This window comes from Geminicoccus sp., from assembly GCF_036263595.1.
In the GTDB taxonomy this organism is placed as follows: domain Bacteria; phylum Pseudomonadota; class Alphaproteobacteria; order Geminicoccales; family Geminicoccaceae; genus Geminicoccus.
On record NZ_DATAGQ010000141.1, the window covers coordinates 1 to 23,410 of the forward strand.

The 23,410-nt window shown below is 65.9% G+C and carries 18 protein-coding genes, 1 tRNA gene and 1 pseudogene; 7 read left to right on the forward strand and 13 right to left on the reverse strand.

The window, feature by feature from the left end; genetic code table 11:
- A pseudogene (locus VHL31_RS14015) lies at positions 1 to 140 on the forward strand (IS481 family transposase); the annotation flags it as partial.
- Here the strand turns inward: VHL31_RS14015 and VHL31_RS14020 are convergent.
- From VHL31_RS14020 to VHL31_RS14030, 3 genes are all read right to left on the reverse strand, one after another.
- Positions 137 to 2,710: a diguanylate cyclase domain-containing protein gene (locus VHL31_RS14020; RefSeq protein WP_329661859.1), complete on the reverse strand. Its 2,574-nt coding sequence runs from the start codon at positions 2,708 to 2,710 to the stop codon at positions 137 to 139. The pseudogene VHL31_RS14015 and the gene VHL31_RS14020 overlap by 4 nt on opposite strands.
- Before the next feature lie 458 nt (positions 2,711 to 3,168).
- Complete coding sequence (locus tag VHL31_RS14025; protein ID WP_329661844.1) at positions 3,169 to 3,864, reverse strand: glutathione binding-like protein; 696 nt, start codon at positions 3,862 to 3,864, stop codon at positions 3,169 to 3,171.
- A gap of 84 nt (positions 3,865 to 3,948) precedes the next feature.
- Positions 3,949 to 5,154, reverse strand: coding sequence for a Bcr/CflA family multidrug efflux MFS transporter (locus tag VHL31_RS14030; RefSeq protein ID WP_329661845.1), 1,206 nt, complete (start codon positions 5,152 to 5,154; stop codon positions 3,949 to 3,951).
- Positions 5,155 to 5,331: 177 nt separating this feature from the next.
- Between VHL31_RS14030 and VHL31_RS14035 the strand changes: the two genes are divergently transcribed.
- A complete protein-coding gene (locus tag VHL31_RS14035) occupies positions 5,332 to 5,964 on the forward strand; it encodes a flavin reductase family protein (protein WP_329661846.1) in 633 nt (210 codons plus the stop codon).
- Positions 5,965 to 6,274: 310 nt separating this feature from the next.
- On the opposite strand, the gene VHL31_RS14040 is transcribed toward VHL31_RS14035, so the two are convergent.
- The 6 genes from VHL31_RS14040 to VHL31_RS14065 form a co-directional block, all read right to left on the reverse strand.
- A complete protein-coding gene (locus VHL31_RS14040; protein WP_329661847.1) occupies positions 6,275 to 7,477 on the reverse strand; it encodes a YeeE/YedE family protein in 1,203 nt (400 codons plus the stop codon).
- On the reverse strand, positions 7,477 to 8,406 hold the full coding sequence (locus tag VHL31_RS14045) for a sulfurtransferase (RefSeq protein WP_329661848.1): 930 nt from the start codon (positions 8,404 to 8,406) through the stop codon (positions 7,477 to 7,479). The genes VHL31_RS14040 and VHL31_RS14045 overlap by 1 nt, the downstream gene beginning before the upstream one ends.
- A 118-nt stretch (positions 8,407 to 8,524) precedes the next feature.
- Entirely contained in the window at positions 8,525 to 10,576 is a 2,052-nt protein-coding gene (locus VHL31_RS14050; RefSeq protein ID WP_329661849.1) for a hypothetical protein, read from the reverse strand.
- Positions 10,573 to 13,320 carry a DUF4159 domain-containing protein gene (locus VHL31_RS14055; RefSeq protein ID WP_329661850.1) on the reverse strand — a complete coding sequence of 916 codons (2,748 nt, stop codon included), beginning with the start codon at positions 13,318 to 13,320 and terminating at the stop codon, positions 10,573 to 10,575. Before VHL31_RS14055 ends, VHL31_RS14050 begins: the two co-directional genes overlap by 4 nt.
- Positions 13,321 to 13,323: 3 nt before the next feature.
- On the reverse strand, positions 13,324 to 14,226 hold the full coding sequence (locus tag VHL31_RS14060) for a DUF58 domain-containing protein (protein WP_329661851.1): 903 nt from the start codon (positions 14,224 to 14,226) through the stop codon (positions 13,324 to 13,326).
- Positions 14,216 to 15,217, reverse strand: a complete 1,002-nt coding sequence (locus VHL31_RS14065; protein ID WP_329661852.1) for a MoxR family ATPase — start codon at positions 15,215 to 15,217, stop codon at positions 14,216 to 14,218. Before VHL31_RS14065 ends, VHL31_RS14060 begins: the two co-directional genes overlap by 11 nt.
- 201 nt (positions 15,218 to 15,418) lie before the next feature.
- Here VHL31_RS14065 and VHL31_RS14070 point away from each other — a divergent pair, with 201 nt between their 5' ends.
- The 5 genes from VHL31_RS14070 (at position 15,419) to VHL31_RS14090 (ending at position 19,570) form a co-directional block, all read left to right on the forward strand.
- A complete protein-coding gene (locus VHL31_RS14070) occupies positions 15,419 to 15,931 on the forward strand; it encodes a DUF1285 domain-containing protein (protein WP_329661853.1) in 513 nt (170 codons plus the stop codon).
- A 92-nt stretch (positions 15,932 to 16,023) separates the two neighbouring features.
- Positions 16,024 to 16,578 carry a CoA pyrophosphatase gene (locus VHL31_RS14075; protein ID WP_329661854.1) on the forward strand — a complete coding sequence of 185 codons (555 nt, stop codon included), beginning with the start codon at positions 16,024 to 16,026 and terminating at the stop codon, positions 16,576 to 16,578.
- Positions 16,579 to 16,637: 59 nt separating this feature from the next.
- Positions 16,638 to 17,831, forward strand: coding sequence for a CCA tRNA nucleotidyltransferase (locus VHL31_RS14080; protein WP_329661860.1), 1,194 nt, complete (start codon positions 16,638 to 16,640; stop codon positions 17,829 to 17,831).
- Between the two features lie 25 nt (positions 17,832 to 17,856).
- Positions 17,857 to 17,930: transfer RNA gene (locus tag VHL31_RS14085), tRNA-Gln, on the forward strand.
- A 422-nt stretch (positions 17,931 to 18,352) separates the two neighbouring features.
- Entirely contained in the window at positions 18,353 to 19,570 is a 1,218-nt protein-coding gene (locus tag VHL31_RS14090; RefSeq protein WP_329661855.1) for an MFS transporter, read from the forward strand.
- Positions 19,571 to 20,033: 463 nt separating this feature from the next.
- On the opposite strand, the gene VHL31_RS14095 is transcribed toward VHL31_RS14090, so the two are convergent.
- The 4 genes from VHL31_RS14095 to VHL31_RS26660 all read right to left on the reverse strand — a co-directional run bounded on the left by VHL31_RS14095 (position 20,034) and on the right by VHL31_RS26660 (position 23,352).
- Positions 20,034 to 20,801: a twin-arginine translocation signal domain-containing protein gene (locus VHL31_RS14095; RefSeq protein ID WP_329661856.1), complete on the reverse strand. Its 768-nt coding sequence runs from the start codon at positions 20,799 to 20,801 to the stop codon at positions 20,034 to 20,036.
- 115 nt (positions 20,802 to 20,916) lie between these two features.
- Positions 20,917 to 21,417, reverse strand: coding sequence for a cyclic nucleotide-binding domain-containing protein (locus VHL31_RS14100; RefSeq protein ID WP_329661857.1), 501 nt, complete (start codon positions 21,415 to 21,417; stop codon positions 20,917 to 20,919).
- 232 nt (positions 21,418 to 21,649) lie between these two features.
- Positions 21,650 to 23,098, reverse strand: coding sequence for an ABC transporter substrate-binding protein (locus VHL31_RS14105; RefSeq protein ID WP_349262445.1), 1,449 nt, complete (start codon positions 23,096 to 23,098; stop codon positions 21,650 to 21,652).
- Positions 23,099 to 23,196: 98 nt separating this feature from the next.
- Positions 23,197 to 23,352, reverse strand: coding sequence for a hypothetical protein (locus tag VHL31_RS26660; protein ID WP_414653735.1), 156 nt, complete (start codon positions 23,350 to 23,352; stop codon positions 23,197 to 23,199).
- Positions 23,353 to 23,410: the final 58 nt, after the last annotated feature.

Consider the following 23,410-nt stretch of genomic DNA (forward strand, 5'->3'; position numbering starts at 1 on the left):
GCACCGCCTGCAACTTTGCCAGGCACCTCAAGGCACTACTGTGGCGGACGCCCTTCAAGGCCATCTGCGATGCCTGCAAGGATAACCCCTCCATCTTTAAAATCGACCCACACCACCTCATCCCGGGACCAGACAACTAGCTGGCAGCGGGGCAGTTAGGGTGTCCGCTGGGACTGAGGTCAGACGGATGAGCCAGTTCCGGCTTGTAGCGTGACCAACTACCTCGTCCGGCGGCCTTTGCGGCGTAGAGCGCACGATCGGCTGCAAGAACCAGATCGTCTGCCGATTCGAGATCATCCGGAAACACGGCGAGACCAAGGCTGCAAGCTGGTGTCAGCGTGATCGTTCCAACAACCAACCTGTCTCCAAGCCGCTCGATCAATCGAGTGGCGAGAGCGGCAAAGCCATCACCATCGGAACGGCCCGTGGCAAGCACCACGAACTCGTCGCCGCCCAGCCGTGCCACCACATCGCCGTCGCGCACACTCTCCTTTAAGCGTTTGGCGATCTCGATCAGCAGCCTGTCCCCGACTTCATGGCCGTACGTGTCGTTGACTGCCTTGAACCGGTCCAGGTCGATCATCATGACACCCAGCTTCGTGCTGGTGCGGACGGCGTGTAGACGGCGCCGTTCGAGCTCGTCGTGAAACATTGCCCGGTTCGCAAGCTTGGTCATCGGGTCGTGGTTGGCCCGGTGGTGGAGCTGGGTCTCCAGCAACTTGCGCTCGGTGATGTCACGGTAGACGAACATTGTGCCACCGCGGCGGGTCCTGCGCGCAGAGATATCGATCCATCGCCCGTCTGCCATCTGACAGTTTCGGTTTCCTTCTCTGAAGTTCACCGTCCGATGAACGAAGTCATCCAGGCTTGATGAATCAACTCCGATATATCCTCCACGAATTGCTGTCGCTCGTACGAGTTCCTCCCTGCTTATACCCGGGCGGATCAGATCTTTGTTGCTGGCGAAGATTTCTTGATACCGATCGTTGCACAGTTCCAGTCGGTCATCCCCGTCGAAAACGGCAAAGCCGTCCGCCATGCTCTGGAGCGCATCCTCTACCTGTGCCTTGGCGGTGGCCAGTTGCAGTTCCAGTTGCTTTCGCTCGGTAATGTCGCGCAGGCAGACGATCAGACTCCCGTCGGCGACCGCATGGCTCCTGGCATCGAGCCAGCGGCCATCGCTGAGACGGATCTCCTGCAGTCCTGATTGGCGAACAAAGGCTGCACCCGTCCCGCGCGCGGGCTCCTGATCCACGTCATGCAAGACGACATTGGAGACTTTCGACGCAACCGATGGATCTGGCCGCGGTCGGCGGTCCATAGCGCCCAGATCAGCGGCCAACGGAAGTAGCTCGCGGTATTGCTGGTTGCACATCACGATCCGCCCGTCCGGCCCCAGCACCGCGAACCCATCAGGCATGCTTGCGATCGCCTCTTCCAGCTGCCGCTTGGCGTCCGCGAGTTCGATCTCCAGCTGCTTTCGCCGCGTGATGTCACGGTTGTGGGTGACGATTCCCACCAGGGCGCCGGCCGCATCGTGAAAGGGTGCCTTCAATGAGGACAGCCAGCCTTGCGAGCCGTCCGGGAACAGCATCGGCTGTTCGATGACGATCGTCTCCTTGCGCGCCAGGAAGGTCCTTTCATCCCGAGCGTATCGGTCCGCAAGATCGGCCGGATAGAAGTCATGATCGGTCCGACCAAGCAGAGCCTCGGGCGAAGACGCTCCCATGAGCCTGGCCGTCGCCGGATTGGCCGCGATGAAGCGCCCCTCCAGCCCCTTGACGTTCAGGCAATCCGGCAGTTCCTGCACCATCGCCCGGTATAGCGCGTTCTCGTTGTGCCTGCGCTTGAGTTCCAGGCAGGTGAACTCGCGCTCGCGTGCCAGCACCGCCAGCGCCAGCGGCGGCACCGTCGTGCATAGGAGTAGAACCTGAAGTTTCAGCGGCGTGATCGACCAGGAGGTATGGCCTGCTGGTAGCCAGCCACCAGCCGAGATCGCGACGGTGAACAGAAGTGAGAAGACCAGGACGGCGGCTGCCGTGGCCGCAGGTCCACGCCGGAGCGCGATCCAGAGCAGGATCGGCGTGAACAGGCCGGGTGAAGGGAAATGCCACGCAAACGCCAAGGCGACCAGTGCACCGACAGCCAGTAGAATGAGGAACGCTTCCAGGGCCTGCCGGCGGAGGGACTGCCTAGTGTAAGGATGGAGGAGCTTGGGGCCCTCCGCGAAGGTCAGTCCCAATGGTAGGCCCAACCACATACCGGCGGTCTCGCCGCTGAACCAGCCCAGCCACAACTCGCCGCGAGAGACCTCCTGAAACGCCGGCAGCAACAGACTGGCCATGCTGGCACCGACAGCGGCCACCATCGCCCCAACCAGGAATATGATCCGGAGGTCCTTCAGCCGAGTAAGTTCGAAGACTTGGCCGCCTAGTCGCAACAGCAGATACACTCCCAGGGCGATCTCCAGGAAGTTGAGACAGCCCAACAGTGCAGCCGTCGCAAAGGAATCGCCGTAGATCATGTGTGCAGCGACGGCAGAGCCGCCGCAGCCTGCAATAGCGGGCCAGTACGGACGGCCCATCCAGCCCGCCAGGAGGCCCACGACCAGTCCGTTGGCTGGCCAGATCACCGCCATGGCGCCCGCCTCGCCGGTCAGCCCGAGGCCAAGCAGCGCCGACGCTAGGTATGCAAGAACGACGATCGGCAGCGCTTAACGGCGGAGAAAATCGCGTGAGAGATGATGCATGTCCGGTTCCGGCGCGCCAAACTCTGTGCCGGGCAAGCATGCGACCACCACTATTAACAGAATCCTACCCGGCCGTGACTATCGTCGGTTCAAGCCGAAAATGCACACGGGGCTTCGCCTTGCGCCCGACACGGCCGCCCCTGGTCTGCCACGTCGGGGATAGCAGGCACCCTCAAGCGATGCAGGGCGTCCATCGCATCCCGGCAAAAGCCGGACCAGGCTGCTCAAGTAGTTCGGTACGCATCCGGCAGGCGCTGACCCTGGGCCGACCGAGAGGTCCAGCCTCTTGCCATCCCCCGCACCTGTACGGAACCGGGGAGGATGCCATCCTGTCATCGTCGATCGGGATTGACTGACTTGGCGGCTTCCCAGCTCCGCTGGACAGGCGTGGAAGCCGCGACCGTCGACGTTCGGTCGGCTCAGCGCTTGTGCGTCTGACCGAACAGGATCTTCTTCTCGTCCTCGTCGATCGGCTTGCCGAGCGTGGGGTTGATCTTCGGCCCGATCTCGTAGGCTCGCACCGTGGCGGGGCGCGCCTTGATCTTGTTGAACCAGCGCTGGAGATGAGGGAAGTCCTCCAGGGCCTGACCCTGGTTCTGGTGCGGAACGATCCAGGGATAGGCTGCCATGTCGGCGATCGAATACTCTCCACCAATGAACTCGCGATCCGCAAGTCGCCTGTCGAGCACGCCGTAGAGGCGGCCGGTCTCTTTCACGTAGCGGTCGATCGCATAGGGGATCTTCTCTGGCGCATAGATCGAGAAATGATGGTTCTGACCGGCCATTGGACCCAGGCCGCCCATCTGCCAGAACAGCCACTGCAGCACGTCGTAGCGGTCGCGCGGCTCCGTCGGCAGAAAGCGTCCGGTCTTGTCCGCAAGATACATCAGGATGGCGCCGCTCTCGAACACGCTGATCGGGCTGCCGCCGTCGGCCGGCTCATGATCGACGATAGCCGGCATGCGATTGTTCGGCGCGATCGCCAGGAACTCCGGCGCGAACTGGTCGCCCTTGCCGATGTTGATCGGCTTGACCTGATAGGTCAGTCCCACCTCTTCCAGAAACATCGTTACCTTGTGGCCGTTCGGAGTCGGCCAATAGTAGAGATCGATCATGTGTCCGTCCGTGCTCTAGGATGCGCTAAACACACGTGGGTGGGCGCTGCCCAAGCGGCAAGCATTCCTTGATCAAAGGATGATCTACCTTCGCTTGAGGACGCTGGCGTCGACCTTGCGCCCGGCCAACATGCCGAACATTGCACCCAGGGTAATGGCCGTCGCCATTGGACGGGCCGTGCCGTCGTGCAGGATGCCGACGAGGCCCGAGGCGATGGCTGCCAGCGAGAACTGCATGGTGCCAAGCAGGGCCGATGCGGCGCCCGCCCGATCGGGAAACGACGCCATGGCGATCGCCGACGTGTTCGGCATCAACAGGCCCAGGCTGGCAATGCACACGAACAGAGGCGCGAGGGTGAGAACCAGGCTGTGCGTGCCGGACCAGGCCACTGTCAGCAGAACGAGGCAGGCCAGTATCTGCACCAACCCCGCCGTCCGGATCATGCGCGCCGGGTCCACCTTGCGGGCGATCCGGGCGTTGATCTGGGCGACAATCACGAAGCCCATGGCGTTCGCCCCAAACACCCAGCCGAAATGACGTTCGGGGATGCCGTACATCTCGATCAGGACGAATGGCGCGCCGGCAATATAGGCGAACATGCCGGCAATCGCGCAGCCGCCTGCGAGCGATGGCATGAGGAACCTACGGTCCCGGATCAGGCCCACATAGGTCGCGAGGACCGCACCAGGTGCCAGCGATCGGTGCATGGAAGGAGCCAGGCTCTCAGGCAGTCGCAAGATGACGGCCAGCAGGCAGCCGCCGGCGAAGATCGCCAGGAACCAGAATACCGATTCCCACCCGACCGTGACCAGTAGCTGGCCGCCCAGAAGCGGCGCAAGGATCGGTGCCAGACCTGTAACCAGCATCAGAGCTGCGAAGATGGGGATGGCCTCGCTTGCCGGGAATACGTCCCGCACGACTGCCCGAGCGATCACCACCGATGCACAAGCAGCCAATCCCTGTACGAAGCGGAGCATTGCCAGGGCCGTGATCGAGGGGGCCATCGTGCAGGCGATCGAGGCTGCCATGAACAGGACCAGACCCACCATCAGTGGCCTGCGGCGGCCATATCGATCGGCCAGTGGCCCCCAGAATGCCTGGCCGAGCGCAAAGGCGAGAAAAAAGGCCGCGAGCGTGGTCTGCACATGCCCGGTATCGGTCACGAACACCTGGGCCAGCGTCGGGAATGCCGGTAGGTACATATCGATCGCCAGGGGAGCGAACGCGGTGAGGGCGCCCAGGACGATGATCAGCTCTGTTCTTCGGCTGGCCAGGCCTGACTTGGACATCGCAGGCGATTGCACGGGTTCTTCCGTCGAATGAGCGTGGACCCGCTAGAACCTAGAGCGGGTGCATGATCACGACCACCCATCGCGCCACGAACCAGACCTGCGGCGAGACCGGTCGCCCGTGGTACAAAGATGTGCTCTGGATGGGCAATGCCGTACCGGAAGGAAAACGCCTCCATGTCCGACGACCATGTCTATGAGCCGCAAAACGGACACGGACTGCCGCACGACCCGTTCAATGCGATCGTGGCTCCAAGGCCGATTGGCTGGATCTCGTCGCGAGATCAGGTGGGCAGGTTGAACCTTGCGCCCTACAGCTTCTTCAATGCCTTCAACTACCGGCCGCCCATCATCGGATTCTGCTCCATCGGCCGCAAGGACAGCCTCCGCAATGCCGAGGAGACCGGCGAGTTCTGCTGGAACCTCGCGACCGAGGCCCTGATCGATCAGGTCAACCTTACGAGTGCACCGGCACCGGCAGACGTGGACGAGTTCCAGCTGGCCGGCCTTCCTCCGGCGCCCTCCCGGCTCATCAAGGCCCCATTCGTGAAGGAGAGCCCCGCCTCGTTCGAGTGCCGCACGACACAGGTCGTCCAGCTGCGGCGGGCGGACGGAGAGGCGGTCGAGACCTGGATGGTGTTCGGCGAGGTCGTGGTCGTCCGGATCGACCGGACGCTCCTCAAGGACGGTATCTACGACACGGCCAGCGGCCGCCCGCTACTCCGAGGCGGCGGACCCGCCGACTTCTTCGGCATCAGCCATGACGGCCTGCGACAGAAGTTCCGGCCCAACTGGCCGCTCGGGAGCTAGCTCGTCGAACTGCACCAACGCCACCGGGCTTCGCGTGGGCTCTCCGGCGATGGAACAGGCGCGCCCGTTCCATCGCCGGAGAGCCCACGACCGAATCAGATGCACCGCCGTGCATGAACACTGTGTCGACGGAGCGGTCGGCATTGGCCTGGTAACTGCTGCCGAACAGGCCGCAACTCCTGCGGACGTCGTCGCTGTCGCAACCGATCGAGCCGACGCCAACCGAGTTGCGCCTTCTTGACGTGAAGCCTTCCAAAGGCTGCCGTCAGGGGGTGGGCGGCAGGAAGGGCCAGACCCCGAGACGACGTGCTCAGCCCGTCAGCCTGAAGGATGGTCGCAGGCGGATGCCTGCAAGAGACCCCGCGAAGGCCATCGCGAACCAGATCCAGCCGTGCAGGCTGCCGGATGCGATGCCGCCCAGCAGAGCACCGATATTGCAGCCCGACGAAAGACGCGCACCGTAGCCCATCAGGAGGCCGCCCACGATAGCAGCCACCATTGAGCCCACGGACAGATCCACCTTCGGCGCGAACTTGCCGGCGAGACCGGCAGCCATCATCGCGCCAGCGATCAGGCCGATATCCATCGCCGAGATCGGGTGGGCGAACAGGCTCGCCCGGAGTTGCGCCTGGGAGCCAGGAGAGGACCAGGCCTGCCATCCGGCAACATCGACACCTGCCAGGGCCAGGGCCTTGGCTCCCCAGATGGCAAATGCTCCCGTGATTCCCCAGGGATGGCCAGCGACCAGGAGCGTCACCAGGGAAAGTCCCGCCAAGGCCAGCGAGCCCCAGAGCAGTGGCCAAGGACCGGTCAGCAGCCTCGCCGGCGAGGCTGCTGACCCGAGGGGGGCGAGACGGCCGGTCCTCTTCAGCTCCCTTCGGCCTGCCAGGAAGGCGAGTATGCCCAGCACGGCGAGGGTGCACGCCAGTGTCGGCAGCACACCCAGGGTCTGCCAGAGCACGATACCCTCGACACTTGGCAGCTGATTCCAGGCCGGTGCATGAGCGACACCCAACATCGAGCCGGCAACAAACGCAATCAGGGTGACGAGCATGCGGACGCTGCCGCCTCCGACCGTGAAGAGGGTTCCAGAGCCGCAACCCCCGCCCAGCTGCATGCCGAGGCCGAAAAGGAACGCGCCGGCCAGGAGTGGGAGGCCGATAGGGACGACAAAGCCGTTCACAGGATGGCCGGCGATGCTGCCCACCGCAATCACTGGCACGAGGAGACAGGTGGTGATGGCCAGCAGAAGGAACTGGGCGCGCAGCGATGCACTCTTGCCCTCGCGGACGAAGGCGCGCCACCCGCCGGTGAAGCCGAAGGACGCGTGGTAGAGGGCGACGCCAAGCAATGCCCCGGCGACGACCAGGACGCCGTTGCGGACCGACGTCACATTGCCGGCGTAGAGAGACGCCAGGACGATGAACGCGCCTGCCAACGTGAAGGCAAGTCGGTCGACAACCCGATACCCCTGCGGTTCAGGCGGGGGCATGTAGCCCGCGAACGAGGCCATCAGTTCACCGTCCGGTCCGCACCGATCTCAGTCTGCTCGCCTTCCACCTTTGCCCACTCATACATCGAGCCGTCATACATGCGCACGGACGGATCGTTGCCGACCTTGTTCAGGAGGAACCAACCGATCGAGGCCCAGTGTCCGGTGTTGCAGAAGGCGATCTTCTCGCCGGATGGCTGCAGGTCGAGCTTCGCCAGCAGGGCATCCAGTTGCGGCTCCTCGATCGCGTCGTTGCCGTCGAGGACCACCACGTCGTGAGGAAGGCTATAGGCGCCGGGAATGGTCCCGGCGATCCCGACATTGGGAGGAGTGACCTCGCCCGTATATTGGCCCTCCGGCCGGGCATCGACCAGCGGGATGCCGGTATCGAGGGCCACCTTCACATCGTCCAGTGATGCCACCAGATCCGGGCGGAAATCGGCCTTGAAGATGGCGGGCTCCGGCGTCTGGCCAGCTCCGGTCTCGACTGGTCCACCTGCTGCGACCCAGCCGGCATGACCTCCCTCGAGGATCGACACGTTCTCGTGGCCCATCACGTCGAAGGTCCAGAACACACGGGTCGACGCCCCGAAGTCGCTGGAGGTCTTGCCGTGGCCGACGATCACGACGTGGTCGTCGTTGTCGATCCCAAGACGGCCGATCAGTGCCTCCACCTCCGCTACCGGCGGCAACATGCCGACGATGCGGCCGCTCGTGGTCCGCCATCCACCCTTGGCATAGTCGGAATGGATCGAACCGGGAACATGCCCTTCCGCGAACAACGCTGCGGAAGAACCATCTTCCGCGTCGCGGATGTCGAGGACAACCACATCCTGCCGTTCCAGCCGCTGTGCCAGCCAGGCAGAGTCGACGAGTGGCTCGGCAGCCCCGGCCAACGCCGTGGAGGAGACGAAAACGGCCGAAGCGGCCAGGAACACGTGGCGTGACATGAAGGGCAACTCCGGCAACGCATATCACACCGCATGTGGTTGCCGACTGCACTCATGTCAAATCAAAGGGACTACATAATAATACTGTATTTATGTCCTTGCTTCACCTTCCGAGAGGTCAGCGCCGTCCTTCTCGCCACCATGCAAACACCGTCGTGCCGAGCAACAGGGCCAGGGCCAGCCATGGGGGCATCAGGGGGACCAGGTCCGTTCGCTGAACCCGGTAGGCGGCATGGTCGATCAGGCCCATCCAGCCGCGGCCAGCCGTCTGACGCCCTTCGCCGACCCGCCGAACGTCGGGTACGGGCCCATCGGCCGTCCAGTTGATCGTGCCACCGGTTGCCCGCACGATCGGCTCAAGCGCATCGGCCGTGGCCGTCACGGCCTCGCCCTCGATGCGTGCCACAGGTAGCGGCGAAGCGAAGGAGACGTTGGTCCCATCGTCAATCCGCCACAAGCCTCCTTCGTCCGCAGCGATCTCGGCGCGGGCGACGCCCGTGGCATCAGGAACGAGGGTCAACCGCTGCACGGCACCGGAGGGTGAGGTGACCGTCACCTCATGGGGCGATTCGACAAGCGAGTGGCGCTCGATCGTGAGACGACGCTCCGCACCCGACGCAACCAGATCCTCTTCTTCGAGTTCCGGCTCCTTCATCAGCCAATGGACCAGCCGGCGCAGCAGCAAGCTCTGCGGACCGCCGCCTTCATAGCCTCGCGCCCAGAGCCAGGCATGGTCGGACAAGAGCTGCGCGACCCGGCCTTCGCCTTGACGCTTGAGGAGCAGCAACGGCTGTTCGGCGACACCGGCCATGACCACGGTGGCATCGCCGGGATCCACCGCCACCTGCCTGAACCAGCGGCCCCAGCGGCGTCCGTCGGCATCGAGCCCGCGCGTCACAGGGTGACGGCGGCCGAGTTCGGTCAGGCTGGGAGTAAACGGCAGCTCGGAGACGTCGCCAGTGGGTGCACCCGGCAGGACACGGGCGAGCGGCGTGCGGAACAGGGACGAGGTCCCTGCGAACTCCGGACCGGCCGCTTCGAGCAGGGCCCCGCCGCGCTCCACCCAGGCCGCGACATTATCCAGGTAGATCGAGGGAAGCAGGCCCCTGCGCGCGTAACGATCGAAGATCACCAGGTCGAACTGGTCGAGCTTCTCCTCGAACAGTTCACGCGATGGAAATGCGATCAGGGCCAACTCGCGAATGGGCGTACCGTCCTGCTTTTCGGGCGGGCGCAGGATCGTGAAGTGGACGAGGTCGACCGCGGCGTCAGCCTTGAGCAGGTTGCGCCAGACCCGCAGGCCCGGATAGGGCTGGCCAGATACCAGCAGCACGCGCAGCCGGTCGCGTACGCCGTTGACGAACACCACCTGCCGGTCGTTCTGCGCCGTGATCTGGCCTTCCAGCGGATCGACCTCCACTTCGACGGCCGCCTGCCCCCCACGCTCCAACCGGAACGGTATCTCCGTGGACTGGCCGGGGATCAGGGTCGTGGTGGTGAGGACCTCGCCATTGATGGACAGGCGCAGCGGCACCGGCGCCGTACCGTTGCCGGGCTCATCCTCGACCCGCAGGGTGAGGGTCTGCGGCTCGCCCACCATGGCATAGGTAGGAGCCCGCTCGACCATCAGCCGACGGTCGGTCTCGCCGGGCCTGCCCGTCAGCAGCACATGAAGAGGCGCCTGCAGGCCCGTGCTGGCGGGATCCTGTGGTACATCATGCACGCGGCCGTCCGTGACGACGACCACACCTGCCAGACGCTGCCGGTCGACTTCTCCGAGTGCCTGGTCGAGCCGGTCGAACAGCGCCGTTCCGCGATCAGGATCCGCCTCGAGGACCACCTCGCGCACATCGAGGTCGGTAACGTTGCCCAACCGGGCCCGAAGCGCGGCGACCGCCTGATCGGTCCGTGCGGCCCGATCGTCGATCTCCTGGCTAGGGCTGCGGTCCGTCACCAAAAGCAGCTCGTCCGGCAGCCGCTCGCGCTCCTCGGCGATGATCGACGGCCCAGCCAGAGCCGCCAGCACGACGGCCAGTGCCAGGCCACGCCAGCCAATCCCGGAGGAGCGCCGCCAGATGCCGAGTGCAATCGCCAGCACGCCAAGCACGGCGCCGACGGCGATGACCCACCATGGCAGCAGGGGATCGAAGACTAGGTCGACACCGGTCATTGGCCGAGACGCTCCAGAAGGGCAGGGACGTGCACCTGATCCGTCTTGTAGTTGCCGGTGAGGGCGTACATCACGATGTTGACGCCCACCCGCCTTGCCGTCTCCCGCTGTTCTTCTCCGCCGGGCGTCACAGGCAGCAGATAGTCGCCATATCTGTCGACGGCCCAGGCGCCCGCCCAATCGGACGAGCCGACGATGACGGTCGAGACTCCGTCGTTCACCTGGCCACGCGGCGTGTCTACCCAGAGGGTGCGAGCGCCAAATCGGCCGGGAAAGTTCGGAAGGAGATAGAAGGAACGTCCAAGCGCGTGGTCCGGGTCGACCGGCGAGAGCGCCGGCAGGTCCAGCTGGCTGAACAGCTGCGCCAAGCGGTCAGCGCCTGGCCCCGGCTCGTCGGTCAGGGTCCTGGCCGCATCGCCCGTGTCGAACACGATCATGCCGCCCTGCCTGAGATAGGTACCGATCTTGCGGACGGCCTCCTCGGACAGGTCAGGATGCTCGGGCGGAACGGGCCAGTAGAGCAGCGGATACAAGGCGAGGTCGTCGGCCTCGACATCCACCGCCAATGGCTCCTCCGCGTCTACCGAGGTGCGATCTCGCAGGACCAGGGACAGGCCTTCGAGGCCTGCCGCCGACACTTCGTCCACATCCTGGATTCCCGTCCGCACCCAGGCCAGCCGCGTGACTTCGGTAGCCTCCAGCGCCCGAACGTCGTCGGCTGCCGCTGGCAGGGCGAATGCGGCGGCCAGCAGAAGGGCTGCTGCCGCCCCGCCGGCACTGCGGACGATCGGCGACATGGGAAGAAGGCCGCGCATCACCATGGTCACGATCAGATCCACCAGGGCCAGGAGAAAGGCAGCAGCCAGCAACGAGGGACCCAGTTCCGTCTCGCTGGACGGACCTACCCGTACTTCGGGGAGCCCCAGTACAATGCCGTCCACGACTGTCAGTGCAGGCAGGTTCTGGGCCACGTCCAGCGCCCGCCGTGGCGCCTCATCGTCGCCGCTGCGCAGCTCCACAGGCGACCAGAAACCAGGAGGAGTTGTCGCCGATGCCCGAATTTCGGCAAAGCCGGCGGCTTCCACGGCGTTCAGACCAACGGGCGGGGAGGCAAGCTGCCCGCTTCCGGTCAGCACGGACAAGGGACGCAGCGTGCCGCTGAGCGTCCGTTCCTCGCCGCGACCGAGTGCCGTCAGCCGGCGCAGCATGTCGACATAGACGCCCGAGAGCGGCAGATCAGTCCAGCTCGGATCGGCTGTCGTGTGGATCAGGATCAGCCAGCCATCGTCGCGTCGTGCGCCGGTGACGAGCGGTGTACCGTCGCCCAGGGCCGCCAGGATGGCCTGGGTGAGGTCGGGCCCAGGTCTCGCCAGGACCTGCCGACGAACGGTCACTTCGGGTGGCACCCGCAAGCCGGCGAACGGACCAGCGGCCGGGAAAGGCGCCAGTGGCAATGGCTCGGCCCAGGTCAAGGCGCCACCCAGTTGCCGGTCACCCTCGCGCAACGGCACCGGCACCAGCGTATCCTGGCTGCCAGCGAGCCTGGGGCCGGCGAATCTGATCACCACGCCACCCGCGCGGATCCAGCCTTCCAGTGCCACACGGTCCTGCTCGGTCAGCGCCGCCGCGTCCGGCAGCACGATGGCCGCGGGTTCACTCTGGATCAACCCGGGGATATCGCCCCTTCGGACGTCGGCATAAGGACCCAAAGCCCGCTCGATGTACCAGGTCTCCGTCAGGAGCGGTTGGTCAACGCCTTCGTCGGCGGGCGCCACGATCCCGACGCTGCGACGGCGCCAGCGCTCGTCCACGAGTACTACTTCTCCGGCACCGCGCCTGTTCTCGATCTCCAGTCGCTCGACTTGGTTACGCAGGTCGATGGGCAATTGGAGGCTGCCCATTACAGAACGAGCATCCGGCGGGATGATCGCATCGGCATGGGCAAGCACTTCCCCACGGTTGGCAAGCGCCAGGACCCGCAGCGGCCTGTCCGCATCCGCGATCGCGGCCCGCTCGACCACGAAGCCCAGTCCATCCTCGTCCGGGTTGCCGTGCCGCAGCAGCAGGGCCTCGTCGCCCGCTACCGGAACGACCAAGCGGGTCGGCGCAAGCGCACGCAAGCGCTGCGCCAGCGATGACGCTGTCGCGCGGTCCTCTGGACCCGCTGCCACGCCGTCGCTGAACCACCAGACCGCGGCGGGCGGTTCGCCCAGATCCGACAACGCATCCAGGGCCGCCATCCGGTCGACCGGCCAGCTAGCCGGCCCGCGGCGGGCAAGGTCGGCCTCGGCGTCCGCTGCCGTGCCGGACAGGAGTTCCACGCCGGCGCCCGTGCCGGCTGTGCGGAGCAGCAGGACCGAGCGGTCCTCACGGCGCGCCGATACCAGGACACGTTCCACCGCATCGCGCATACGGCTCCATCCGGGTGCGGCCGCAAAACCGTCATCCACGACCAGCAGGAGCGGACCGTCACGGGTGGCGCCAGGCACGGGCTGCAGCACCGGACCGGATACAGCCAGGATCAGCAGAGCCGCGATCAGCATCCGCAGGGCCAGGAGCCACCAGGGCATGCGCGCGCTGGTCCGTTCCTCTTCAGGAATGCCCAGCAGCAGGCGGATCGGTGGGAAGAAGCGCCTTTTTGGGCTCGGCGGAATGACGCGGAGCAGCAACCAGATGGCGGGAAGGACTACCAGCGCACCTAGAAGGAACGGTTGAGCAAAGGCGAGGGATCCGAGCCATGGCAAGCTTCAGGCACTCCCGGCGGTGGGCAGCGCAAGTGCCTGCCACAGAGCGATCAGCGCCATCGAGGCGGGCTGATCGGTACGATGCACCAGATGGACCCAGTCGCGGCGGCGCGCTTCCTCCGTGAGGCTGTCACGATGGGCCTGCCAGACCGCACGATATCGCGCAGCGAGCACGCCGGCATTCTCGACCAGGCGGCTGCCATCCTGCTCCATTCCTTCGATCAGCATCCTGCCCGTATAGGGGAAGGTCTCTTCTGCTGGATCGACGACGTGCAGCAGGACGCCCTTCACGCCAGCAGCGACACGCGGTTCCAGCCAGCTGCGGAGCGTGTCGACAGGCTCCAGGAAGTCGCCGAACAGCACGGTCCGGGCATGGCCGGGGATCCTTGCCGGCGGCAGATGCTCTTCCGCCCGGATCGCCTCCGTCCCGCTCAAGGAACGCAGGATGCGGCTAGGGATCGTCTTGCCGACGACCGCACGTTCGTCATGGCCAAGCACGCCTACACGCTCGCCACCGGCCACGAGAAGATCACCCAGAGCGATCATCAGGACCGCCGCACGCTCGATCTTGCGCGGCACGGCGTGGCTGGACCTGAACGTCATCGACGGGCTGCGATCACACCAGAGCCAGGCGGCCTGGGCTGCTTCCCATTCGCGCTCGCGCACGAACAGGCGGCTGCCGCGGGCGGACTGCCGCCAGTCGACCCGATGGGCAGGATCGCCTGCTTGGTAAGGACGGAACTGCCAGAAGGTCTCGCCCGGACCCGCCCGACGCCGGCCGTGGACACCCTGGAGGATCCCAGCGGCAATGCGCCTGGCCTCGATCTGCAGCGCAGGAAGCCTTGCGGCCAGCCCGGCCGCCTCGGCCCGCTGCTGGAGCGGTTCCCGGATCGGTTCAGAGCGCATGGGCAAGGAGGCGACGAATTAGTTCGTCAGCGTCGATACCGTCGGCACGGGCGGCGAAACTCGGCGCGATCCGGTGGCGCATGACCGGACGCGCCAGGGCCTTCACATCCTCCAGCGATGGCGCTACGCGCCCGTCGAGCAGGGCGCGTGCCCGGACCGCCAGGGCCAGCGCCTGGCTTGCCCGCGGTCCGGCACCCCAGGCCAGCAGCCTGTCGAGGTCCGGCAGGGCACCGCTGCCGGGCCGGGCCGCCCGGACCAGTTTCAGGATCGCATCGACGACCTGCTCCCCGATCGGCAGCCGGCGGACCACGCGCTGCCAGCTGTCCAGCATGCGCGGGTCGGCGACGGACGGCACGATCGTTTCTACCGCGCCGGTCGTCACCAGCATCATCCGGCGCTCGGCAGCCTCGCTTGGATACTCGACGTCGATCTGTAGGAGAAAGCGGTCGAGCTGCGCTTCAGGAAGGGGATAGGTGCCCTCCTGCTCCACGGGGTTCTGCGTCGCCAGCACATGGAAGGGCCGCGGCAGGTCGTGATCCTCGCCCGCAACGGTCACCTTGCGCTCCTGCATCGCCTGGAGCAGGGCAGCTTGAGTGCGCGGACTGGCGCGGTTGATCTCGTCGGCCATCAGTAGCTGGGCGAAAACGGGGCCGCGAATGAAGCGGAACGAGCGACGGCCATCGCCGGCATCGTCGAGCACTTCGGATCCCAGCACATCCGACGGCATCAGATCGGGGGTGAACTGGACCCGCTTCTGGCTCAGGCCCAGCACGATCCCGAGCGTCTCGACCAGGCGGGTCTTCGCCAAGCCCGGAACACCGACAAGCAGCCCATGGCCGCCGGCCAGCAGGGTCACCAGCGCTTCCTCGACCACCCGTTCCTGACCATAGACGACCGTGGCAACCGCTTCCTTGACCCGTGAAAGGCTGTCGACCGCGGCCTCGACGGCCTGGACCGCGACCTCGTCCCCGGGTTCATTCACGACGCTCATCCATCCTCCAGAGAGGGAATGCCACCGCTTGGCAGGGCGTTGAGCAGACTTGCTCGATCACTCATCTAGATCACACATAGGGCCATGCACGGTGCCTTTCCACCTTTGCGCGTGCGGTCGTGGCTCGCGGATGCGCCGGCGATCCTGCTGCCTCGGAAGTTCGGGACCACCCATCGAAACACAGCGAACGGGAGAAGCAACGTGACGAGCCCTGGAGGGGCGATGATGGACTGCGGCGACTTGGACATGCGGATCGCGGCCGACGGTTCCTGGTTCTATCGTGGCTCACGGATCCACCGGGCACCACTGGTGAAGTTGTTCGCCTCTGTCCTCCGACGGGAGGCCGATGGGTCGTACTGGCTGGTGACGCCGGTCGAGCGTGGCCGCGTCACCGTCGACGACGCGCCGTTCGTCGCCGTCGAAATGGCGGTCGAAGGGGAAGGACGAGAGCGGACGATTCGGCTGCGCACCAATCTTGGCCGATGGATCGAGGTTGGACGCGAGCATCCACTGCGCGTGATCGTCTCGCCGGACGGGGATGCCAGAATCTACGTGGAACTGGAACGCGGCCTCAAGGCGGCGCTGGCGCGGCCGGTCTGGTACGATCTCGTCGAACTGGCCCTAGCTGACAGCGACACTAATGCTGATGGCATCTGCCTTTGGGCTGGTGGCGTAATGCACGATCTGGACGCCCTGGGCGAGGTTGGCGCGTGAAGCCGGTACTGCCCGATCCCGGGGCAGTCTGGGCCGATCCTGAACGGCTTGCCGGCCATCTTCGCGCCGGTGCGTCTGGGCGGCAGCCTGGGATGGCCGAACTCCACGCGGGTGACGACGGATACGAGACGCTCCGCCCGCCCGGTGTGCCCCGGCCCGCGGCCGTGCTGGTCGGGCTGGTCGACCGCGTCGACGGGCCATTCCTTCTGCTCACGACCCGTACCGGCCATCTTCGGCATCACGCCGGGCAGGTGAGCTTTCCAGGCGGTCGCATGGAACCAGGTGATCCCAATCCTGCCGCGACCGCCAGGCGTGAGGCCTGGGAGGAGGTGGGCCTTCCGCCCGAGAATGTGCGCGTCCTCGGCGAACTGGCACCCTACGATACTGTCACCGGCTTTCGGATCCACCCGATTGTCGGGTGGGTAACACCGCCACCAGCCTGGATTCCCGATCCCTTCGAAGTGGCCGACATCTTCGAGATGCCGCTGGGCTTCGTGATGAACCTTGCCAACCATCAACGTGAGACACGCATGCGGGACGGCAGAATGCGTGAGTACTGGACGATGCCCTGGAATGGCCGCAACGTGTGGGGTGCGACGGCCGGGATCATCGTGAATTTCGTCAGGGTCCTGCATTGGCAGCCTTGACGGACAGTTTGGGGCCGAAGCTACGTGCCCCGTGGCTGCAGGCCCGGGCGACACGCCAGGTGATCGACGGGCTGAGGACCGCCGGAGGACGAGCCTGGTTCGTCGGTGGATGCGTGCGAGACAGCCTGCTCGACCCAGAGCTGGACGACGCGATGCTGGATATCGACATCGCGACGGACCTCCTGCCGCCGCAGACGGTCGCGGCGGTCGCAGGCGCTGGTCTGAAGGCGATCCCGACCGGGATCGCCCACGGCACGGTTACCGTCGTGGCCCTGGGCCGCCGCTTCGAGGTCACCACGCTCAGGCAGGATGTGGCGACGGACGGGCGGCATGCCCGTGTGGCCTTCGGCACGACCATCGAGGCGGACGCTGCGCGGCGGGACTTCACGATCAATGCGCTCTATGCGCTGCCGGATGGAGCCGTTCTCGATCCTCTCGGCGGCCTGCCGGATCTCGCCGCAAGGACAGTGAGATTCATCGGCGACCCGGACCGGCGCATCCTCGAGGACCATCTGCGCATCCTCCGCTTCTTCCGCTTCTACGCCCGGTTCGGGCAAGGCTCGCCGGACCGGGATGGATTCGCTGCCTGCGTTCGTCATCGCGACCGGCTGCGGAACCTGAGCGCGGAGCGCATCTCTGCCGAGCTGTTCAAACTGCTGGCGGCCCCGCGCGCCGTGCTGAGCCTGCTCGCCATGCAGTCCGGGCAGATCCTGGAAGTGCTCGACCTGGGCCCGGCCGACCCGGCACGCCTGGAAGAACTCCTGGAACTGCGGCTTCCTGTCGATCCGGTCCTGCACCTTGCTGCCCTGCTCCGCCAGGACGAGCCAAAGCCGGGTGCCGGCGAGAGGGTAGCGGCACGCCTGAAGTTGTCCGCCGCCGAGCGCGGCCGGCTGGAGGCTCTTCTGGGCCAGCCATTTCCGCCGATCGATGAAGCACCTTCCGCCCGGCATAGGCGCTGGTACCGCGAGGGAATCCACGCCTGGCGCGATCGCTTCATACTGGCGGCAGCCCGTGGTCACCTGGCGGGCGACGAAGTCCGCGCCCGCCTCGCCGAGGCGGCGCACTGGACCAGGCCAGACTTTCCCTTGCGCGGCGGCGACGTCCTGGCACAGGGCGTGTCGCCCGGTCCGGACGTCCGCAGGCGCTTGCGGATGGTCGAGGAGTGGTGGCTGGAGCAGGACATGGCGCCTGACCGTGCCGCATGCCTGAACCGCCTCCAGACGTTGCCACCGCCCTTGACGAACCACCCATGAACCTCCTAAGGACCCGTCCGCCCGCTGGGGGATAGTTCAACGGTAGAACGATCGGCTCTGACCCGATTAATCCTGGTTCGAATCCAGGTCCCCCAGCCAAGCGGCTCCACTAGATCCAGAACAGTCCGAAACGCTCTGCCTTCCAGGCGGGCGACGCCTGCTTCCTTTGTCGTGGGCGCTGCGCGGCATGGAGCTCAGCCAGTTCTCCATCTGAACGTGACGTCGACCCGACGGACCCCATCGCGCGCCGTCTGAACGGGAGCAAGTGAGGATACGGCCGGGAACGACGCTGAGGCGTCGTCCTTGTTCAGGTGCTGTGACCGTCCGGCACGCTGGTCAAATGCCTGCATGATAGCCGGCAAAGTGATCACCGTACCGGCGGCCGGTTCCCAGAGGCTCTCCAGGTGCCGGGGACTGGTCGACGCTGTACGCACCAATCGTTCGCGCCTAGGCTCCCGGTCATGCGCATGCCCGTAGCTTTCCCAATGGCGCCAGGCTCACTCCTGGCCAGGAACCTGTCGGTGCTGGCTGTCTGCCAGGCATTGTTCTACGTCGCGAACACGGTCGTCATCAGTACCGCTCCGCTGGTGGGCCTGGCGCTGGCGCCGTCGCCGATGCTCGCCACCTTGCCGTTGGGCATGCAGTTCTTCGGATCGATCGGGGCGACTCTGCCGGCTTCCCTGTTCATGCAGCGCTTCGGTCGCAGGCTTGGACTGCAGGTCGGCTGCGGGTTCGGAGCCGTGTCCGCCATGTGCGGGTACCTGGCGGTCGTCCAGGGCTGGTTCGCTCTGTTCTGCTTTGCGGGTGTCCTCTACGGGGTGTTCTCCGCCTTCTGCCAGTATGTCCGCTTTGCGGCTGCCGACGCGGCCGATGCGTCCTGTTGCTGTGGTGGAGGCGGCGGCCGCTCCGGCCCTGCCGGGGAAAGGCAGCGCGCGCGGGCCATCAGCTGGGTGTTCGCGGGAGGTGCGGTGGCAGCCGTCGCCGGACCGGAACTGGCTAAGGCTACCCGCGACCTAGTCCCTCTGTTCCTGTTCGCGGGCAGCCAGTTGGCCGTCATGGCGGTGACTGCCGCCATGGCCGTGGTGCTGATTGCCCTCGGTCTTCCCCGGCCGAACGCCCCAGTCTCGACCAAGGCCAGGCCAGCGGCGCGCCGGCTGATCTCGGACCCGCATCTGCGGCGCCCGTTCACCGTGGCGCTGGTGGCCTATCTCTCCATGAATCTCCTGATGACGGCGACGCCGCTGGCCATGCTGGGTTGCGGGCTTGGCTTTGACGAGAGTGCGACGGTCATCCAGTGGCACATCGTTGGCATGTTCGCCCCGAGCCTGGCGACAGGCAGCCTGATTGCCCGGTTCGGACCGCGCCCGATCATCCTGGCCGGGACCTTGCTCATCGCTGCCTGTATCGTGGCGTCCTTGAGTGGCGAGACGACCATCCATTTCGCCACCGGCCTCTTCTTGCTGGGCCTCGGCTGGAACCTGATGTTCGTGGGAGCAACCACCATGCTGACCGCGAGCCACGCCCCGGAAGACAAGGCCCGCGTGCAAGGGCTGCATGATCTCTTCCTGTTCTCCTGTGTCGCCATCTCGGCGAGCTTGTCCGGTCTGCTCGAGCAGACGATCGGCTGGAAGGCGATGAACCTGGCCCTGTTGCCGGGGCTTCTCCTCGTAGCAGTCATGATGATCTCGGCAACCGCGCCCCCAGCCAAACTGCAGGTCGCATCCTCGGCCGGGCAGTAAACTGCCGTTGCGCGGAACGATGATGGGACCTGTTGCTCTGCAGCAAATGACGCATGGCAGGTGGCTTGCACTGCCGATCCGACGATCATGGTCCTCAGGCGACCGGTGTCTCATGCCGGGACCGGGCTCTGTCGGAGGTCTGATGAATGGCCTTCTGGCCATTCATGGGGAACGAAGTGAACGCCGCCGCCGGCAGAGCGGCACTAGCCGCCTTCGACACCGGTCTTTGGGGCCGCCACCATCCTGCCATTGGCCAGAGCTGGCAGCGCGCGTGGAACGTGATCGTACCGTTCTACGACTTCCCTGGCGACGTCCAAGGCCGCAGCTTCGCGGCAGTCTCTGCAGGCCAGCCCATGCTCTGCTGCCATCGTCGCGCTTGCACCTAAGGTATCCCTTCCTGCCAGGGTTCGAGATGCAGGACCATCGGCCGGGCGGCTGGGCCAACTCCGAGGGAGACGGGGATCTATAGTCCTGCGGTGAAGCGGTCCATGGCGGCATCCGCCAGGTCAGGCGGCACCACATGGCCACCTGCGAATTCCCGGTAGTCGACGTCATAGCCGGTACGCGCCAGGTCGCGGGCGAGCCGGCGGCCGCAGCGGTCGATCGGCAGGATCTCGTCGACGACGCCATGGCTGATGAAGACCTGGGGCCTGCCCGTCATGGCGACCGGCGCGGCGAAGCCCGGGGAGAAGGCCAGGATGTCGCTGACGAGGTCGCCGTTGGTCAGGCCGACGGAGAGGGCATAGGATGCGCCGTCGGAAAAGCCGGCCATGGCAATATGCCGGGCGTCGATCGGGAAACGCGTGAACAGGTCGCCCAGCGCCCGGTCGATGTAGGTGATGTCGGGGCCATACCCGCCCTGGATGACGTCCCAGCTGCGTCGCGACCGCGAATCGGGGGCAAGCAAGAGGCTGCCGGTTCGATCGGCGGCCGCGCGCAGGATCGGCACGACCTGATCGGCCGTTCCACCGGCGCCATGCAGCATGACGACGAGCGGTACCGGTTGCGCCAGGTCCAGCCGTTGCGGGACATACAGCCTGCCGTCCCGGGCTCCATCCAGTCCCAGCGGATGCAGGCCGGGTTCCATCGGCTCCAGCGAGGGGCGGCCGGGCCTTGCTGTGAGCCGGGCCTCGGCCGCCATGGGGCTACCCAATGCCAAGAAGGGAACCGCCGCAACCAGGGCCGAGGCTGCCTGCAGGAAGCGTCGCCGGCTGGTGAAGTGCCGGGCCATTTCGCATCGTCTCCTCCTTCTGCACCCTGAGGTGACCGAGCAGAGGAAAGAGCGGGGGCGTGAACTTCGTTCCGTAGAAGTCTGCTGCCGGGCCAGCGGTCCGGCGTCGCCCTGGCTACATCCAGCCACCATACATGTAGCGCGCCAGCTCCGGGTCGGTGTCCTGGCGGAGCGCTTCGGCAAGCCGGTCCAGCGCGCGCCCCACGACGCTGCGCGGCTTGTCGGCGGAGATCTCCCTGCGAACCTCGACCAGGGCCTGGTTGGCGGCATCCAGACGCTTGGCCATGATGGTGGCGACCAGTAGCGCCGCCGTCGGATCGCCACGGAGGAACTCGGTCGCATCGGCGACGCGGAACGTGCAGGCCGTGACGGCACGGACGTCGGCCGTGTGCGGTTGCCCGAGCAGGGCCGAGATCTCGCCCAGCACCGCACCCGGCTCGGTCAGCTCGCAAAGGCGCACGCCGTCCTTCATGACCTCGGCCGTTCCCGAAGCGAGGATGAACAGCTTGCCGGTACTGGTGCCGACCGACAGTATCGGGGTGCCTTCAGGAAAGACCTGGGTCGGAAGTGCTTCGATTCGTTCGCGGATGGATCCTGCATCGACGAGCAGCGGCACGGTTGTTCACCTTATCTGTTCTCGGCCGATGCGCGACATCCGCATCTCCCGCCAGGGGAGAGTACTTGAACGCCTGCCGCCATCAAGTGTCTGCTTGCGGCGTTTGAGCAACTGGACGGCGTATATCCGGATCGTGAAGAGACCGCCGTGCCGGTGACTTGCCGGCTTCTTCGCGAAACAGGGCCGGAACTTGCGGGACCTGCCCGCCCGGTCCGGCCCTGGCGCCCGCAGGTCAGTTCTTGACGGTGTCTTCCAGGAAGAACCGTCCCAGCGGGTTCTGGTAGAAGCCTTCGATGTTCTTGCGGGAAACGTTGACGTAGGGGCTGTAGTACAGGTCGATCCAGTGGACGTCGTCCTTGGCGATGACCTGGATCTCCTTGTAGAGCGCCTCGCGCTTGGCCGGGTCCATCTCGACCCGCGCCTGCTCCACCAGCTCCTTGACCTTCGGATTGTTGTACCGGGTCATGTAGTTCATGTTGGTGTCATGGCCGAGCACGAAGGTCGTCTTCTGGTCGGGGTCGATGACGTCGTTGGTCCAATAGTTCACGGCGACGTCGTACTCGCCGGCCACCAGCGTGTCCCAGCTCGTGCTGGGGTCGACCTTCTGGATGTTGACGGTCACACCCGCCTTGGCGAGCTGCTGCTGGATCAGGACGGCGATCTGCTCCCAGGTCTGCGCGCCGGCATCCACCAGGTAGTTCAGCGTCAGGTCCGAGGCACCGGCATCGGCCAGCATCTGCCTGGCCTTCTCCGGGTCGTAGGGACGGACCAGGTTGTCGGCATTGTGGTAGAGCGCACCCTTGGGAACATAGGAGTTCGCGACTTCGCCCACGCCGAAGGTCACGGTGTCGACGATCGCCTGCTCGTCGATCGCGAAGTCCAGGGCCTGGCGGACCTCCTTCTTCGCCAGCGCGCCATGCTCGTGGTTGATGAGCAGGTGGTCTTCGCGGGTCGACGGATCACGATGGACCGTCAGGTCCGGGTTCTTCTCCAGCTCGGCCACGTTGGAGAAGGGCACGAAGATCGCGGCATCCAGCTCGCCGGCCTGCACCTTCAGCATGCGCGTGTTGTCGTCGGGCACGGAGACCCACTCGATCCCGTCAAGCTTGACCCGGTCAGCCTGCCAGAACTCCGGGTTGCGCTCGAGAACGACCTTGTCGCCGCGGATCCACTCCTTGACCTTGAAGGCGCCGGACGCCACCGGCATTTCCGCAAAGCCTTCCTCGTCCGCCTCGATCGCCGCCTTGGAGAGCACCGACACGCCGGGCATGGCGAGCGAGGCCAAAAATGGGGCCGATGGCGAGTTCAGCGTCACCACCAGCGTCTTGTCGTCGGTGGCCTCGGCGGTCTTCACGACCTTGTAGCTGTCGCTCCAGAGCGATTCCTCGCTGTCGCGGATGCGCAGGATCGAGAAGGCGGCATCTTCCGCGGTGATCGGGGAGCCGTCGGAGAACTTCGCGTCGCGCATCTTGAAGGTGTAGGTCAGCCCGTCCGGCGACATCTCCCAGCTCTCGGCCAGGCCCGGCTCCAGCTTGGTGCCGCTCTTGTCCACCCGGACCAGCACGTCGTGGACGTTCATGAACACCCAGAAGTCCACGTTCTGCGCGGTCTTGATCGGGTCGAACGTGGTGCCGTCCTCGCGCCGGCCGATCGTGAGCACGCCGCCATCGGCCAGCGCCATGGCCGAACCCAGCGTCGTGGTGGCGAGCAGGGCGACGAGGCCTAACGCATGAAGGCTGCGGCGGCGCATGGTGGTGCTGATGAGCATGGATCGGTTCCTTATGGTTGGCCGGCTTGGGCCGGCGCTGGACAATGCAAAAGGCAAGCCACCGTGCGTCCGTCCACCGGGATCAGGTCCGGGGGACGGCCGTCGGTGCAGGACGAGAAGACCTTCGGGCAGCGCGGGTGCAGCGCGCAACCTTGTGGCAGCCGCAAGGGGCTGGGCGGCTCGCCACGCAGGCTTGGTACCGGCAGCTGCCGGTCCGGATCGATC

Coding starts and splice junctions, on each gene's coding strand:
- VHL31_RS14025 (WP_329661844.1), bottom strand. CDS start 3,864: ATGATCGATCTCTACTATTGGCCGACTCCGAACGGCCACAAGGTAACG.
- VHL31_RS14030 (WP_329661845.1), bottom strand. CDS start 5,154: ATGTCCAAGTCAGGCCTGGCCAGCCGAAGAACAGAGCTGATCATCGTC.
- VHL31_RS14035 (WP_329661846.1), top strand. CDS start 5,332: ATGTCCGACGACCATGTCTATGAGCCGCAAAACGGACACGGACTGCCG.
- VHL31_RS14040 (WP_329661847.1), bottom strand. CDS start 7,477: ATGGCCTCGTTCGCGGGCTACATGCCCCCGCCTGAACCGCAGGGGTAT.
- VHL31_RS14045 (WP_329661848.1), bottom strand. CDS start 8,406: ATGTCACGCCACGTGTTCCTGGCCGCTTCGGCCGTTTTCGTCTCCTCC.
- VHL31_RS14050 (WP_329661849.1), bottom strand. CDS start 10,576: ATGACCGGTGTCGACCTAGTCTTCGATCCCCTGCTGCCATGGTGGGTC.
- VHL31_RS14060 (WP_329661851.1), bottom strand. CDS start 14,226: ATGCGCTCTGAACCGATCCGGGAACCGCTCCAGCAGCGGGCCGAGGCG.
- VHL31_RS14065 (WP_329661852.1), bottom strand. CDS start 15,217: ATGAGCGTCGTGAATGAACCCGGGGACGAGGTCGCGGTCCAGGCCGTC.
- VHL31_RS14075 (WP_329661854.1), top strand. CDS start 16,024: ATGGCCGAACTCCACGCGGGTGACGACGGATACGAGACGCTCCGCCCG.
- VHL31_RS14095 (WP_329661856.1), bottom strand. CDS start 20,801: ATGGCCCGGCACTTCACCAGCCGGCGACGCTTCCTGCAGGCAGCCTCG.
- VHL31_RS14105 (WP_349262445.1), bottom strand. CDS start 23,098: ATGGCGCTGGCCGATGGCGGCGTGCTCACGATCGGCCGGCGCGAGGAC.